Below are 14,952 nucleotides of genomic sequence, written 5' to 3' on the forward strand. Positions count from 1 at the left end.
AAGCCGATAACATGCTGTTATCGGCTTTTTGTCAGCGGATATATTGCGCTGGATTGACTGCATTTGATTTCGCGCCATTCCATAATCCTTTATGAATTTCAAAATGAAGATGCTGGCCATAAGACTGACCTGTGTTGCCCATATATCCAAGGAATTGACCTTGCTCGACTCTTTGACCTGTTGACACACTTCTTGTTGAAAGATGAGCGTATACCGTTTGATACGTTTGGCCATTGATGTTATGTGTAATGAACACCACGTTCCCATAACTCGACGAGTAGCTTGAGTTCGTGACTGTTCCAGATGCGGCTGCAACGACAGATACAGTGCCTTTTGCAGCGATATCTAATCCGTAATGCTGTCCGCCAGAACGTCCGCCAAAGCCTGATGAGAAACGGCCTGCAGCTGGTTTAATGAAACCTGAGCTACTTGCTGGTGTATCTGACACTTGATCAGATCCTCCACTTGGTGCAGGTGCACTTTTCTCAGCAGCTGCTTGTTCTGCTTTCTTCGCTTCTTCTTTTTGACGACGTGCCTCTTCAGACTTTACCGCCGCTTTTTGATTCGCTAAAATTTCTTGTTCATTTTCAAGCTTTCCTAGTTCATCATGTGCATGTTCTTTTTCTTCCGTTACATGACCAAGGACTTTTCCTTTTTCTTTTTGCTGTTTAGATAGGTCCTTTTTCAACGTTTCAAGCTCTTTCAAAGATGTTTCAAGTCCACTTAGCTGTTTATTTAGCTCTGCTTCTTTTTGCTCTACTAGCTCCAAATCATTTTCGTGTTCTGTAATCATGTCTTTATCTGCTTCGACGATGGTTGTAACAGCTCCCACACGACTGACAAAATCACTAAAGCTACGAGCACCTAGCAGCACATCTAAATAGTTGATTGTACCGCCACTTTTTTGCATAGAACGAATTCGATCTTTGAAAATCGCTTTTCTCTTTTCAATTCGCTCGTTGATGACTTCAATTTCTTTTTTTAGTTTTTTGATCTCTTGTTTCGTCTGTTTGACCTCTTTTTCTTTTTCTGCGACTTTTTCAGTTGCGGCACTTACTTTTTGGTCAATTTTTTCAATTTCTTGCTTTAGCTTTGATTCTTTCTTTTCAAGCTTTGCCAGTTCTGATTTCTTTTTCTTCAAGGTTGATTCAGTCTTCGATGTTTTCTCTTCAATTTGTTGACGTTTTTGATCTAGGTCTTCGTATGCGAATGCACGATTTTCGTTCCCTGGAATGTATAGCCACGTTGTTCCAATAAACGCTGCCATTCCAGCCATTATCAGCTTTCTTTTCAAAACGATATTCCCCTCCCATGACAACTGCCTGCATGAAGAGTCGACCGGATGAATTGGATCAACCGGTCACACCTTCTATAGAATCTTCGAGTGCTGCCATCAATATAAATAGATTTATACTTTCAAGAATTTACGGATGGACGTTAAACTTCCCCACACACCGATAATGGCACCGATCAATAGAAGGATCAGTGATACTTGATAGACAAACGGATTGTATGGAAGCATTGAAATAAATGAACCTTGTACCCTTGGCGCCACCCAGCCGACAGCATAATGATATGTGCCAAGCAATACAGCGATTGGTATAATCGAGCCAAATACACCAAGTAGTAATCCTTCGATGAAGAACGGCCAGCGGATAAACCAGTTCGTTGCACCTACTAGTTTCATAATCTCAATTTCTTTACGTCTAGCAAAAATCGTAATTTTGATCGTATTGGAAATCAAGAACATCGCTGTAAATAAAAGCCCAATAATAAGTGCGATGCCGACATTACGCGCCACTCCGACAACATTAAAGAGTCGGCTGACCTCTTCTTTTCCATAAGTGACTTTATACGTCCCTTTTAGGTTTTCTAATTTCTTCGCTACTTTTGGTGTATCGTGAGGATCTGTTGTTTTCACAATAAACGCATCATTTAATGGGTTTTCTTGATCAACCAGTCCCATAGATTGTCCATTTTCACCAAAGCTTTTAATGAGTGCTTTTAGTTCATCATCCTTGGATGAGTATTTCACATCACTGATTTCAGGAATCTTCTCAATTTCTGCTTTTAATTCATCCTGCTGCTTTTGATTCGCAGTTAAATCGATGAGAACTTTTACTTCTACTTCTTTCTCAGCGTTCGATGCCATGTTATTCAAGTTGAGCATAATGACAAGAAAAACCCCAACTAAAATCAAAGTGACAGTGACCGCACTAATTGATGCAAATGTCATCCACGTGTTTCTTCCAAGTGAACGGAAGCTCTCACGTAAATGCCGCGAGAGAGTTTTAATCATAAATTCCGTACTCCCCTCTTGCTTCGTCACGCACAATCATTCCATCTTCGATTGCGATGACGCGTTTCTTCATGCTGTTTACAATCTCTTTGTTGTGTGTCGCCATGACGACTGTTGTTCCGCGGTTATTAATCTCTTCGAGTGTCTTCATGATTTCCCATGAAGTATCTGGATCAAGGTTTCCTGTCGGTTCGTCTGCAATGACAACCTCAGGATGATTGACGATCGAACGAGCGATCGATACACGCTGCTGTTCACCGCCGGAAAGCTGATCTGGAAATTGACGAGCTTTGTGCTTTAATTGCACCAAATCAAGTACCTCAAGCACTTTTTTCTTAATAATACTTGGCTGTTCACCAATGACTTCAAGAGCAAATGCCACGTTCTCAAAGACCGTGAGACTTGGAAGCAGTTTGAAATCTTGGAATACTACGCCAATTTCTCTTCTCACATAAGGAATTTCTTTTTCCTTCATCGAGCCTAAATCTTTGTTATTAATTAAGATTTTCCCTTTTGTTGGCTTCTCTTCACGATACATCATTTTAATGAACGTGGATTTACCAGCACCACTGGGACCAACAACATACACAAACTCTCCTGGATGGATAGAGACATTGATTCCATTGATCGCCTTTACACCATTAGGATAGATCTTATAGACTTCCTTCATTTCAATCATGTAATCACCTAATCTTTTCTTATTCGCTGTCAAACAGCTTATCATGATGTTCTGACACTTCTCGTCAAAAAACGTTATGTATGGTCACGCACATACCCTTCGATACGCACAAGCAATTTATGTCCTTTTCATCCAAAAAGATGAAAAAATTGAATCGTCTAAATTTCAACAACTCCAATTATACGTCATGAATCGACGCAATGGTATTACATTTATATTTCAAAACTTATAAATAAAAGGTAAATAGAGCAATCAAAACCGAAAAACGTGTCTTTTTACCCTTATTTTTTAAATAAAATTTAATATAATACGTTTTCATACTATCCAAAAGTCTTTTTCTACAAATAGAAAATAAAAAAACCTTGTCGATTAGACAAAGGTTTTATTTTTTCTCTGCAAGCCATTTGGCGACTTCTTTTGCTTGTTTTTCATCTACCATTCCGCTTGGCATAGATCCTTTACCGTTCTGGGCAATATCTGCAATTTGGCTTTCATTATATTTCTTCCCGACTTCTTTCAGGCTTGGGCCGCCTCCGCCAGATAAGTCTTTTCCATGACAGCCAATACAGTTTTGCTGATAAATCTCTTCACCACTGCTCACATTTGAAGCACTTTTACTGCCTTCTTTGTCACTGCTGCTTGAATTTCCTCCACAGGCCGCAAGTACAAAAAGCATAGCGACAAAAAGAAGCGTTAATCCGCTCTTTTTCATGTATTTCCCTCCCTTACAATCATTTGGTCAACGTTATTATATCCTTGTTTACGCCCTTTTAAAACCCTCACCAAGCACCTCTTTTGCATCCATGACGATGACAAACGCTGATGCATCGATCGCTTTTACCACTTGTTTCAACTTTGTGAATTGTGACTGCCCTACCACACACATTAAAATAGGCCGGTCATGGTCGGTGTACCCACCTACTGCTGAAATCTTCGTTACACCACGATCAATTTGATCAAACACCGCCTGTCTGACCTCATCCTCATGGTCCGTAATAATCATGGCCATCTTCGAGTGACTAAAGCCAGCCTGAACCACATCAATCGTCTTACTAGAAATGAACACTCCGATCACAGCGTACAGTCCTTCTTCAATCCCAAAAACAGTCATGGCCGCCAAAACAATCAAACCGTCCATCATCGCTAAACAAGTACCTAACGTCAGCCCTGTATATTTATTGATGATTTTGGCCGCAAGTGCCGTTCCTCCCGTTGAACCATTGCCGAGGAAAACGAGCCCAATCCCGATCCCAATCACTACACCGCCAAATATTGCGGCGAGCAGTGCTTCATGGGTGACAGGAGCAATGTGTCTTGTTAAGAACACCATTAAAGGTAAAAAGACAGAACCAACGAGCGTTTTTACCCCAAATGTTCCACCTAATAAATAAAAGCCTGCGATAAAGAGCGGAATATTGAGACCCCATTGTACATATGCAGCTTCAAAACCGAATGACTGCATAATGGTACTGATTCCGCTCACACCGCCAGCAGCAATCTGATTTGGTAATAATAACGTATTAAAGCCAACCGCCACGATGGCTGATCCTATTAAAATGAGTACATAATTTTTCACTTCAATCCAAAGTTGAGAATGTTCCTGCTTCATGTCTTTCTTCCTCCGTTACTTCTGAATGCACACCTATTTTAAGCCCTCTCATTCAGATTGTAAATAACAGCCAAATGCAGTGCTAATGGATTAATACTTTATCACACAGCCGGATCAGCGTACTTGCCGTTTGGCAGAAGAGTAAATGATGGTATATTTAATATGTACATGAGAAAGAAGGGACATACGATGAAGAAAATACTGAAGGTCACCGGTATTACATTACTTGCACTCATCATCTTAGCTTTTGGTGCTTTCTATACATGGAGCCGCTTTACATATGGACCATCGGAAGCGTTAAAAAAGCAGATGAAGATTGAGCAGGTCGATCATAAAAATGGGGTATATTCATTTGAAGCATCAAAAAGCGATACTGGCATCATTCTATATCCTGGGGCAAAAGTTGAACCTCTTGCTTATGCCTATCTAGGGAATGCGCTGATGAAGAAAGGCTATTCGGTCTTTATCCCAGACATGCCATTTTCCTTCGCGATTTTTAATACGAAGAAGGCAGAGGATATCCTCAAAAGTCATCCAGCCATCAAGCATTGGTACATTGGCGGACATTCGCTAGGCGGGACAGCTGCCGCTATGTATGCAGAGAAAAATCAAAGCAAGCTGGACGGCCTCTTTTTCCTTGCCTCCTATCCTGCATCAGATGATTTGAAACAGGCTTCCTTGCAAGTATTATCTATTTCAGGCGAAAAAGATGGGCTGGCGACACAAGAAAAAATCAAAAAATCGAAAAAACAGCTACCTTCTCAAACGGTGTACCATGAGATAAAAGGCGGTAATCATGCTCAATTTGGCATGTATGGCAAACAAAAAGGGGATCAGCCTGCAGATATTCCAGTCCTCACGCAACAAAAAGACATCGTTCAGACGATGCTGGAATGGTTAAAACCAGCAAAAAAGCTCCCGTAATGGGAGCTTTTCATTTTTTATGCCTTCGTCGCTTCTAAAAACTCTTCAGCATCTGCCACAGCCAGTGAAATGGCCTCTTCCCAAAATGCTTTTTGAGTCAGGTCGACACCTAGGTGCTTATATGCCAAATCTTCTACAGTCATTGACGCTGTATCTTTTAATAGCGCAATATATTTCTCTTCAAATGATGCCCCGGCTTGCAATGCTTTCGCGTAAATACCTAGCGAGAACATGTACCCGAAGGTGTAAGGGAAGTTATAAAACGGGACCCCTGTAATATGGAAATGCAGTTTAGACGCCCAGAAATGCGGATGGTATTCATCTAAAGAGTCACCAAAGGCTTCCTTCTGTGCTTCTACCATCAACTCATTCAAGCGGTCAGCTGGCACTTCTCCTTGTTTGCGCTCTTCATAAAAACGTTGTTCAAATAAGAAGCGTGATTGAATATTCATAAAGAATGCCACACTGCGCTGCAGCTTATCCTCTAGCAAACTGAGACGCTCTTCTTCATTGGCCGCCTCTTTTAATGAAGCATCTGCCACAATCATTTCTGCGAATGTCGACGCAGTTTCAGCTACATTCATCGCATATTTACGATTTAACATCCGAACATCCTGCATGACTTCCTGATGGAACGAATGACCAAGCTCATGTGCTAGTGTCGCTACATTGGATGGAGTCCCTGAGAAAGTCATAAAAATACGTGATTCTCCGCTATCAGGGAAATTCGTACAGAAACCGCCCACTCGTTTGTTTGGGCGATTCTCAGCTTCTACCCAGCGTTCATTAAAAGCTTTTTCAGTAAAAGCAGCAAGCTCTTTTCCAAACCCTGCGAAATGCTTGATAATAAAAGCGGCTGCGTCTTGATAAGAATAGGTTTTTGTCTCACTTCCAATAGGCGCTCCCACATCAAACCAGCTTAGTTTATCAACCCCAAGCATGTCAGCTTTACGTTGTAAATAATCAATGAATGGCTGTTTATGTTCATCAATGACAGACCACATTGTATCGAGCGTCTCTTGTTTCATCCGGCAAATATCAAGGGGCTCTTTTAATATATGATCCCATCCTCTTGCTTCATATACTTGTAGACGAAAACCAGCGAGATGATTGAGTGTGCTTGCAAACAAATGTTCATCCTGTGTCCATGCATGTTCTAAATTATGATACACGGCTTTTCTTACTTCACGATCTGAATCATCCATCGCATTTTCTGCTTGGCCTACAGAGATCATTTGTGTTTCACCATTTTGCTCAAATGGAATGGTAATTTTGTTCACCAAGCTAGAATAAAGTTCATCCCACGCATGATACCCATCTACTGCTAGTTTTTGAATGAGTGTTTCCTGTTCAACAGGCAGCTGATCTTTCACATGTTCTCTTCGTTCATTTAATATGTAACGAACATCTGAAAAAGCGGCTGAATCCATTAATTCTTCCCACTGGCTAGTAGGAATCTCAGCAAGTGATTGATCAAACCCTGCTAGAATGGTTCCTAATTCAGCTTCCAGCTTGGCAATAGACCCTCGGAGACTGCCCGCCTTCATATCCTTTGTATTTTGAGATTGTAGACAGGATACAAATGAACCTGCTTGCGCTAGTTTTTTATATGTGATTTCATACGTTTCAAGGACAGCTGTTAACTTTTTTTCAATTTGTGTATCTTCTTTTGAAAAGGCATCTACCTTTTGTCGTAACTCATCTAATAGCTGCTGAATGTTTTGCAGGTATGTCTTAAATTCTGGTGAAGAACTGCCTCCTTTAAAAAAGGCATCTAAATCCCACGTCTCTTGTAATGGTTTTAATCCCAAATTATTTCCCCCTTTAATTGCTAATTTCATCATACAAAGGATATAGAGTCAGTATGGCATATGTATTCCTTTATATTCATTATATTTTCTCACAATAAAAAAAACCCGGCAAGAAGCCGAGTTTTTATGATAATTTTGAACGTAAATACGCATCGATAAAGGAATCTAAATCTCCATCCATCACCGCTTGAACATTTCCCATCTCCGTGTTGGTACGATGGTCTTTCACAAGAGAATATGGGTGGAAAACATATGAGCGAATTTGGCTTCCCCAGCCAATTTCTTTCTGTTCTCCTCTGATTTCATCCAATTCCGCCTGCTGTTCTTCGATCCGTTTTTGATAAAGCTTAGATTTCAGCATTTTCATTGCACGTTCTCTGTTTTTGATTTGGGATCTTTCCGTTTGGCACGTCACGACGACATTTGTTGGGATGTGTGTGATACGAACCGCAGAGTCCGTCGTATTGACGTGCTGACCCCCTGCACCACTTGCACGATACGTATCCACCTTAATATCCTCTGTACGAATATCGATATCAATTTCTTCATTAAATTCTGGCATGACATCACAGGAAACGAAAGAGGTGTGTCTACGGCCAGATGAATCAAATGGAGAAATACGGACTAAACGATGGACACCTTTTTCTGCTTTTAAGTAACCGTAAGCGTTATGTCCTTTAATCAGTAATGTCACAGACTTAATTCCCGCTTCATCACCAGGAAGGTAATCAAGTGTTTCGACCTTAAAGCCTCTGCGCTCTGCCCAGCGAGTGTACATTCTGAGTAGCATAGAACCCCAGTCCTGTGATTCAGTACCACCTGCACCTGGGTGAAGCTCAAGAATGGCATTGTTTTTATCATAAGGTTCGCTTAAAAGAAGCTGTAGCTCAAATTCATTAAACTGCTTCGTTAAGTTCTTCAGCTCTTTTTCAAGCTCTGCATGAAGCTCCTCGTCATAATCTTCCTTTAATAAGTCATGTGTCATTTGTAGTTCTTCATGCGATTCACTGAGTTCATGATAGGAGTTCACAGAATCCTTTAGTGCATTGGCTTCATTGATTACCCCTTGAGCCTTTTGCTGATCGTTCCAAAAATCAGCCTCTGACATCGTCGCTTCAAGCTCTGCGATTTTGACTTCTTTTGTTTCTAGGTCAAAGAGACCCCCTAAAATCAGCTAGCCTGCTAGCCATATTTTCAAGCTCTTGTCTAATTTCTACTAATTCCATATCCTTCACCTCATAGATGTATGGGGGCTGACATGAATAGAAAGAGGTTTTCACCTCTTTCCATTACTTATTCTGTCTTCCCATGACAATTTTTATATTTCTTGCCGCTTCCGCAGTGACACGGTGAGTTTCTTCCGATATCCACCACTTTACGCACCGGCTTTTTCTTCACTGTTTTCTCCTCATCGCCTTCTTGAGGTTGATGAGCAGTTGTTTGTCCTTGAACGACTTCTTCACGTTCTAGGTTGTTTTGGATTTCTGATTTTAGCACATATTTAGCGACGTCATCTTCAATTGAAGCGACCATATGCTCAAACATCGCAAAACCTTCCATTTGATACTCACGAAGCGGATTGGTTTGTGCATATGCACGTAAATGGATTCCTTGACGCAGCTGATCCATTGCATCGATATGATCCATCCACTTAGAATCTACTGCACGAAGAACGATGACTTTTTCAAATTCACGCATTTGTTCATCGCCAAATGTCTCTTCTTTTGCATCATATTTCTCTTTAATCCGCTCCATGATGAATTCGGTGATCTCATCTGCTTCTTTACCGAAGATATCTTTGACCGAAATGGCACCTTCATCTAAATAGTTCGTGTTGATTAATTCAACAAGACCATCCAGTTTCCATTCTTCTGGAAGTTCTTCTTTCGGCGTGTAAGATCCAACAGCCCGCTCAATAGACGATTGAATCATATTGATCACAATCGATTTCAAGTTATCAGAATCGATGACTTCAAAACGCTGTTTGTAAATAACTTCACGCTGTTGACGAAGAACATCATCATATTGCAGAAGCTGCTTACGGGAATCAAAGTTATTCCCCTCAACACGTTTTTGAGAAGATTCAACAGCTTTTGAGACCATTTTACTTTGAATTGGAGTAGAGTCATCCATACCGAAGCGATCAAGCATCGCCATTGTCCGCTCTGCGCCAAATCGGCGCATCAATTCATCTTCCATTGAGAGATAGAATTGAGTAATCCCTGGGTCTCCTTGACGACCAGAACGACCACGGAGCTGGTTATCGATACGGCGTGATTCATGACGCTCTGTCCCAATAACAGCAAGACCGCCTAGTTCTTTCACACCTTCGCCAAGCTTGATGTCTGTTCCACGTCCCGCCATGTTTGTCGCAATTGTGACGGCACCTTTTTGTCCAGCTTCCTCAATAATTTGTGCTTCACGCTCATGGTTTTTCGCGTTTAACACTTGATGAGGGATGCCTTTATTTTTAAGCAGTTTTGAAATCAATTCAGATGTCTCAACCGCAACAGTTCCGACAAGGACCGGCTGTCCTGTCATATAACGCTGTGCGACGTCTTCAGCTACTGCTTTAAATTTGCCATCCATTGTACGGTAAATTAAATCAGGTCTGTCATCACGCACAACCGGTTTATTGGTTGGGATTGTGACAACTTGCATATTGTAAATGTTACGGAATTCCTCTTCTTCCGTTTTCGCTGTACCTGTCATACCAGATAGCTTTTCATACATACGGAAATAGTTCTGGAACGTAATGGTTGCAAGTGTCATGCTTTCATTCTGCACTTCAAGACCTTCTTTTGCTTCAATGGCTTGGTGCAGACCTTCACTATAGCGGCGTCCTTTCATTAAACGTCCTGTGAAGGAGTCAACGATGACGACTTGACCATCTTCCACAACATAATCAACGTCTTTTTGCATCGCAACATGCGCCTTAAGAGCCTGCGCGATATGGTGGTTAAGAGCAACATGTTTGACATCAAACAAGTTCTCGATGCCAAATGCTTTTTCCGCCTTCGTCATTCCGCTTTCAGTCAGCTGTACACTTTTTGTTTTAATATCATAAGTGAAATCGTCTTCTATTTTTAACGTACGAACAAAGGCATTTGCTTGTACGTAAAGTTTCGTCGATTTTGCAGCTTGTCCAGAAATAATAAGAGGTGTTCTCGCTTCATCAATTAAGATGGAGTCAACTTCATCGATGACGGCATAATGAAGTGGTCTTTGAACCATTTGCTCTTTATACAGCACCATGTTATCTCGTAAATAATCAAAGCCAAGCTCATTGTTTGTTGAATACGTGATATCAGCAGCGTACGCTTCTCTTTTTTCATCTTTGTCTAAACTGTTTAAGTTCAAGCCAACCGTTAATCCAAGAAATTCAAAAATCTTGCCCATTTCCTCTGCATCACGGCTTGCCAAATATTCGTTGACTGTTACAATGTGGACGCCTTTTCCAGAAAGAGCATTCAAATAAACAGGCATCGTTGATGTCAACGTTTTACCTTCACCTGTTTTCATCTCAGAGATATTCCCTTCATGTAGGGCAATCCCCCCCATGAGCTGCACCTTAAATGGGAACATTCCTGTCACGCGGCGGGAAGCCTCACGAACCGTTGCAAATGCTTCAACCAAAAGGTCGTCTACAGATTGTCCTTTTTCAAGTTTTTCTTTAAATTCGATCGTTTTATTTCGTAAAGCCTCGTCAGATAATTTCTCAAAATCTTGAGCGAGAGCTTCGATTTCATTTGCCTTTTTTTCATATCGGCTGATCGTACGTTTCGTAGGATCAAACACTTTGTTTAAGATTCCAAGCATATAATAACGCTCCTCTATTTCATGCAATTTTTCGGCATGTCCAAAAGTTTGACAGGTCCATATTTACCTGCATTTATCATACCATACCTTCCTTGATTTCCAAAGAATTTGCAATGATTTAGCACAAAAAACCCGCCCCTAATGAAGGGAGCGGGTTTACTTTTTTTAGGTCATTTTCGGATCAAAAGGAACGAATGATTAAGCGTTCGGCTCAATGAGTCCATATTTACCGTCATTTCGGCGGTATACCACATTGGTCAAATTTGTCTCAGCATTTGTGAAGACAAAGAAACTGTGACCTAACATGTTCATTTGGAGAATGGCCTCTTCGCTATCCATTGGTTTTAAATTGAAGCGTTTTTGTCTGACGATTTCTGTTTCATCAATCTCTTCGTCATCTTGAACTGCTACTTCGGACGCACCGTTTCCTCCAGCAAATAAATGCTTTTTCGCACCTTGCTCACGGAATTTACGGTTCACTTTCGTTTTATGTTTTCTAATTTGACGTTCTAATTTACTGGTTGCTAGGTCTACTGCATTGTACATATCCTCATTATGCACCTCTGCTCGAAGTGCTAGATCAGTCATTGGAATGGTAACCTCAACTTTAGATTCTTGATCGTTGTAAAATTTCAAGTTCACGTTGACTGAAGCATCAACATCTGACTCAAAATAACGCTCCAGCTTTCCAATTTTTTTCTCGACATGATCTCTTAGTGCAGGTGTTACTTCGATGTTTTCTCCTCGGACATTGTAATTCATGTAAAGAACGCCTCCTTTAAAATTAAGGATATGTAAACTTATTTCTACCTTTCCCTCCTTTTCTCCTGCTCAAACGTAAAAAAAATGTGAATTTTTATTGAAATTTGTCGAATCCTGCGGTGCTTCAGCTTTTACTTGATAGGTGATGAATATATATTCGCTTGAATCTTGAAAAAGACCATCGCACTGTTAAATCTTGAAAGATGAAATAGATGTTTTCAGTGATTGAGACAAAGATTTTAAATCTTCCGCAGCTGCTTTCATTTCCTCATTCGCCGCTAGTGATTCTTCAACAGCCGCCGACATGTACTCTGTCTCCTCAGAATTTCGCTTGGCTCCTTCTTCTATCACACCAATTGTTTGAGATATTTCTTCTGTACTAGCTGAGATTTGCTCTGTCGTGGCAGAAAGCTCCTCTGCTTTCATCGAGATATCACGGATGGATTCCAGAATTTCTTGAAAGCTCTGTTCAGACAATTGCGATACTTTCACACCTTCTGCTACATCTCGTTCCACTTTCGTCATAGACTGAGACGATCTTTCAGTATCTTTGTTCACGTTGGCGAGTAGATGACTAATTTGATCAGTCAGCTGACTTGATTCTTCCGCCAGCTTTCTGACTTCATCTGCAACAACAGCAAAACCTCGTCCATGTTCCCCAGCCCTTGCTGCTTCAATGGCTGCGTTTAAAGCAAGTAAATTTGTCTGATCTGCAATGGCATGAATATTCCCCAGCAGGTCTTGAATGCCGGTAAACTGTACTTGTACATTGGCCATTGTAGAATGATGTTCATTCACAGATTCCTTAATAGAACTCATTTGTTTCACAAATTGTTGAATGAGGGATGCGCCCTCTTCAGCCTTTTCAGTCACTGAAATTGAGTGACCCGAAACATCAGACGTATGTTCAGCGGCATTATGCATACCAGTCGAGACTTCTTGAATCGCCGAAGCTACTTTTCCTACTGCATCCGATTGTTCACGTGAAGCTTCGCTGACCTGTTCAATCGAGCTAGACGTCTGTTCACTAGCCGAAATGGTTTGACTGATGGTTTCTTCAAATTGAGCAGCAGAATCAGCTAATTGCCTTGACCCGTTTTGCACCTGTAAGATGAGCTGACGCAAATGAGCTGTCATTTGGTTAAAAGCCGTACCGAGCTGGCCAATTTCATTTTTAGAGGTTACTTCAATCTCTTCAAGTGTGAGGTCACCATCTGCCATTCTTCTTGCTGCATGTGTGACAGAGACAATCGGTTTTGTCATACGATGAACAAACCTTGTGCCAATGACTAAAAAGCCGACTATAATCGCTGCGCTAACGAGAATAAGCGTCAGCAATAATTGGTTACTTTCTTCATTGAGCTGACTGATTTTTTGATCCCGCTGTTTCAATTGTGTTTGAGCAAATTCTTTTGTAAAGGTATGTATTTCTTGTTCGATAGGTTGTAATTCTTGACTGAGGCGGGTGTTGAATTCTTTTTGATTTTGCATATTCAATGAATTAAATAATCGATTTGTTGAGGTGTAGTAAAGATAATTTTTTTCAGAAATTTGATCTAACAGATTTTTTGCTTGTTTAACAGTGCTCATTTTTGATGCTTCAGCTGTTTTCTTATTGATTTCTTCATATGTTTGCTCAATCTTCTGTAAATTTTCAGCATCTTGAACAACCACATACGTTTTAATTTGTGCTTCTTGCTTTTGTAGCAGTGCCTCTAATTCCAGCGAGGTCTGGTACAGCTTTACTTCTTTGGTGAGAAGTGCTTTATACGATTGATCTGTTTTGTAATAAATAAAACTAGAAAACCCCAAAATACTGACAAATAATACACATATGACAATAAGCCCAAATAAAAATTGATTTTTTAGTCTCATAAATTCCTCCGAATGGTCTGAATTGAACAAAAATTAATGAATGACATACGGCCTCATACAGGCATGTATTTCATCCATCCACTTTCTATATTCAGGTATAAAATATGATGTAAGGAATGACTGGAAGTGATTTGAAGGGAATGTATAGAAAGCTAGTATATCGAAACTTAAAAAAATTTGGTCAAACGATCGAATCGTCTTGGCAAAGTGCTCATTTTCAATAATTGAAAGCAGAAGCGGGTGTGTTGTCTCTAAATGAAAGAAGGCATGGATCAGATCATTAAAGATCCGATCCCCTTCTGTTTTAGCGAAATCCTTCTCAATTTCATCTAAATATTTTAGACTCTCTTCTATCGTATATAGAAGGTCATAATATGTGGTTAATAAAATATAGTCATCTGAACGATACGCCATAGGTCTCACCTATTTATTTCCGTTTATCGTAGTATACGCCATCACTTGTCATGGGCTGATACGGATTTTGATAATTCAGCTGTTTTGTTTTCTTACGTTGAATGGCTTGAATATCTGCCTTGATCCCATTTTGAATCTCCGTTAATTGCTTGGCCATCAGTTGATCTGTTTGAATGATTTCTTTGATTTTCTCTTTTTCTTGAACGGAAAGCTCATGTTGAATGTCTCTCATTAGTTCGTCTCTCTCAACTAAAAAAGCATCAAAGTCTTCAACGAGTGTCTCACTTTGCGGGTTGGCCTCTATTTCCGCTGCCATTTTTAACGTTTGGTCGTGCAGTTGGTCCACAATACTCATAGAGATCCTCCAATAGAGTGGTGACGCCCTTTTCGATCGGTTTGAATGACTTCCTTCCAAGCATCTCGGAAATCAGTCACATATTGCTCTACTTCATTCAGGATCTCTTCGTCATTTTGCAGATTGGCTTCAATCAGTCTTCGATAGATGTAGTCATACATACTTGCCATGCTCTTTGATACATCATACGTACGATTTAAGGTGACATTTAATTCTTGGATGATGTTTTGAGCCTTTTTCAGGTTCAAGTTTCTCATTTCAGCATCTTCTTTTTGAATGCCATGCTTTGCTAGTCTAATAAACTTTAAGCATCCTTCATAAAGCATAAGCGTTAACTCGGCCGGTGTTGCGGTCTCAATAGAATTTTTCTGATAGGCGGCATAAGGGTTCTGAATTGCCATATGT

General features: G+C 40.4%; 14 protein-coding genes. 1 reads left to right on the top strand and 13 read right to left on the bottom strand.

Annotated elements, in window-relative coordinates; translation table 11 throughout:
• Nucleotides 1-31: 31 nt before the first annotated feature.
• From NSQ70_RS16130 to NSQ70_RS16150, 5 genes are all read right to left on the bottom strand, one after another.
• Nucleotides 32-1,294, bottom strand: a complete 1,263-nt coding sequence (locus NSQ70_RS16130) for a M23 family metallopeptidase (RefSeq protein WP_039169766.1) — start codon at nt 1,292-1,294, stop codon at nt 32-34.
• Nucleotides 1,295-1,408: 114 nt separating this feature from the next.
• A complete protein-coding gene (gene ftsX, locus NSQ70_RS16135; protein ID WP_025208057.1) occupies nt 1,409-2,299 on the bottom strand; it encodes a permease-like cell division protein FtsX in 891 nt (296 codons plus the stop codon).
• Nucleotides 2,292-2,978: a cell division ATP-binding protein FtsE gene (ftsE, locus tag NSQ70_RS16140; RefSeq protein ID WP_008348229.1), complete on the bottom strand. Its 687-nt coding sequence runs from the start codon at nt 2,976-2,978 to the stop codon at nt 2,292-2,294. The genes ftsX and ftsE overlap by 8 nt, the downstream gene beginning before the upstream one ends.
• Before the next feature lie 382 nt (nt 2,979-3,360).
• A complete protein-coding gene (cccB, locus tag NSQ70_RS16145) occupies nt 3,361-3,690 on the bottom strand; it encodes a cytochrome c551 (RefSeq protein ID WP_007500002.1) in 330 nt (109 codons plus the stop codon).
• Between the two features lie 48 nt (nt 3,691-3,738).
• Nucleotides 3,739-4,587: a YitT family protein gene (locus NSQ70_RS16150; RefSeq protein WP_041091479.1), complete on the bottom strand. Its 849-nt coding sequence runs from the start codon at nt 4,585-4,587 to the stop codon at nt 3,739-3,741.
• Nucleotides 4,588-4,776: 189 nt separating this feature from the next.
• Between NSQ70_RS16150 and NSQ70_RS16155 the strand changes: the two genes are divergently transcribed.
• A complete protein-coding gene (locus NSQ70_RS16155) occupies nt 4,777-5,511 on the top strand; it encodes an alpha/beta family hydrolase (protein WP_041507837.1) in 735 nt (244 codons plus the stop codon).
• Between the two features lie 17 nt (nt 5,512-5,528).
• Here NSQ70_RS16155 and NSQ70_RS16160 read toward each other — a convergent pair whose 3' ends face one another.
• From NSQ70_RS16160 to fliS, 8 genes are all read right to left on the bottom strand, one after another.
• Nucleotides 5,529-7,322: a M3 family oligoendopeptidase gene (locus tag NSQ70_RS16160; RefSeq protein WP_017368134.1), complete on the bottom strand. Its 1,794-nt coding sequence runs from the start codon at nt 7,320-7,322 to the stop codon at nt 5,529-5,531.
• Nucleotides 7,323-7,446: 124 nt separating this feature from the next.
• Nucleotides 7,447-8,548 (bottom strand): peptide chain release factor 2 gene (prfB, locus tag NSQ70_RS16165; RefSeq protein WP_096881918.1). Its coding sequence is split into 2 segments (ribosomal slippage): nt 7,447-8,475 and nt 8,477-8,548, totalling 1,101 coding nucleotides; the frame shifts between segments, so codons are not numbered across the junction.
• A 67-nt stretch (nt 8,549-8,615) separates the two neighbouring features.
• Nucleotides 8,616-11,141 carry a preprotein translocase subunit SecA gene (gene secA, locus NSQ70_RS16170; protein ID WP_035701569.1) on the bottom strand — a complete coding sequence of 842 codons (2,526 nt, stop codon included), beginning with the start codon at nt 11,139-11,141 and terminating at the stop codon, nt 8,616-8,618.
• A 198-nt stretch (nt 11,142-11,339) separates the two neighbouring features.
• Nucleotides 11,340-11,903 carry a ribosome-associated translation inhibitor RaiA gene (gene raiA / locus NSQ70_RS16175; RefSeq protein ID WP_007499992.1) on the bottom strand — a complete coding sequence of 188 codons (564 nt, stop codon included), beginning with the start codon at nt 11,901-11,903 and terminating at the stop codon, nt 11,340-11,342.
• A 189-nt stretch (nt 11,904-12,092) separates the two neighbouring features.
• On the bottom strand, nt 12,093-13,778 hold the full coding sequence (locus tag NSQ70_RS16180; RefSeq protein ID WP_061420320.1) for a methyl-accepting chemotaxis protein: 1,686 nt from the start codon (nt 13,776-13,778) through the stop codon (nt 12,093-12,095).
• Between the two features lie 33 nt (nt 13,779-13,811).
• Complete coding sequence (locus NSQ70_RS16185) at nt 13,812-14,192, bottom strand: hypothetical protein (RefSeq protein WP_008348244.1); 381 nt, start codon at nt 14,190-14,192, stop codon at nt 13,812-13,814.
• A gap of 13 nt (nt 14,193-14,205) precedes the next feature.
• Entirely contained in the window at nt 14,206-14,547 is a 342-nt protein-coding gene (locus tag NSQ70_RS16190; RefSeq protein WP_008348246.1) for a flagellar protein FliT, read from the bottom strand.
• The gene (gene fliS, locus NSQ70_RS16195) at nt 14,544-14,948 is read right to left on the bottom strand and encodes a flagellar export chaperone FliS (protein ID WP_008348247.1); all 405 of its coding nucleotides are present in this window, start codon (nt 14,946-14,948) and stop codon (nt 14,544-14,546) included. The genes NSQ70_RS16190 and fliS overlap by 4 nt, the downstream gene beginning before the upstream one ends.
• Between the last annotated feature and the right edge of the window lie 4 nt (nt 14,949-14,952).

The sequence above is a fragment of the Bacillus sp. FSL R5-0397 genome, assembly GCF_038593395.1.
Lineage (GTDB): Bacteria > Bacillota > Bacilli > Bacillales > Bacillaceae > Bacillus > Bacillus altitudinis.

Excerpts from the sequence above, each read along its gene's own strand:
- ftsE (WP_008348229.1), bottom strand. The coding sequence starts at position 2,978 with ATGATTGAAATGAAGGAAGTCTATAAGATCTATCCTAATGGTGTAAAG.
- ftsX (WP_025208057.1), bottom strand. The coding sequence starts at position 2,299 with ATGATTAAAACTCTCTCGCGGCATTTACGTGAGAGCTTCCGTTCACTT.
- cccB (WP_007500002.1), bottom strand. The coding sequence starts at position 3,690 with ATGAAAAAGAGCGGATTAACGCTTCTTTTTGTCGCTATGCTTTTTGTA.
- NSQ70_RS16150 (WP_041091479.1), bottom strand. The coding sequence starts at position 4,587 with ATGAAGCAGGAACATTCTCAACTTTGGATTGAAGTGAAAAATTATGTA.
- NSQ70_RS16155 (WP_041507837.1), top strand. The coding sequence starts at position 4,777 with ATGAAGAAAATACTGAAGGTCACCGGTATTACATTACTTGCACTCATC.
- secA (WP_035701569.1), bottom strand. The coding sequence starts at position 11,141 with ATGCTTGGAATCTTAAACAAAGTGTTTGATCCTACGAAACGTACGATC.
- fliS (WP_008348247.1), bottom strand. The coding sequence starts at position 14,948 with ATGGCAATTCAGAACCCTTATGCCGCCTATCAGAAAAATTCTATTGAG.
- raiA (WP_007499992.1), bottom strand. The coding sequence starts at position 11,903 with ATGAATTACAATGTCCGAGGAGAAAACATCGAAGTAACACCTGCACTA.
- NSQ70_RS16185 (WP_008348244.1), bottom strand. The coding sequence starts at position 14,192 with ATGGCGTATCGTTCAGATGACTATATTTTATTAACCACATATTATGAC.
- NSQ70_RS16190 (WP_008348246.1), bottom strand. The coding sequence starts at position 14,547 with ATGAGTATTGTGGACCAACTGCACGACCAAACGTTAAAAATGGCAGCG.
- NSQ70_RS16180 (WP_061420320.1), bottom strand. The coding sequence starts at position 13,778 with ATGAGACTAAAAAATCAATTTTTATTTGGGCTTATTGTCATATGTGTA.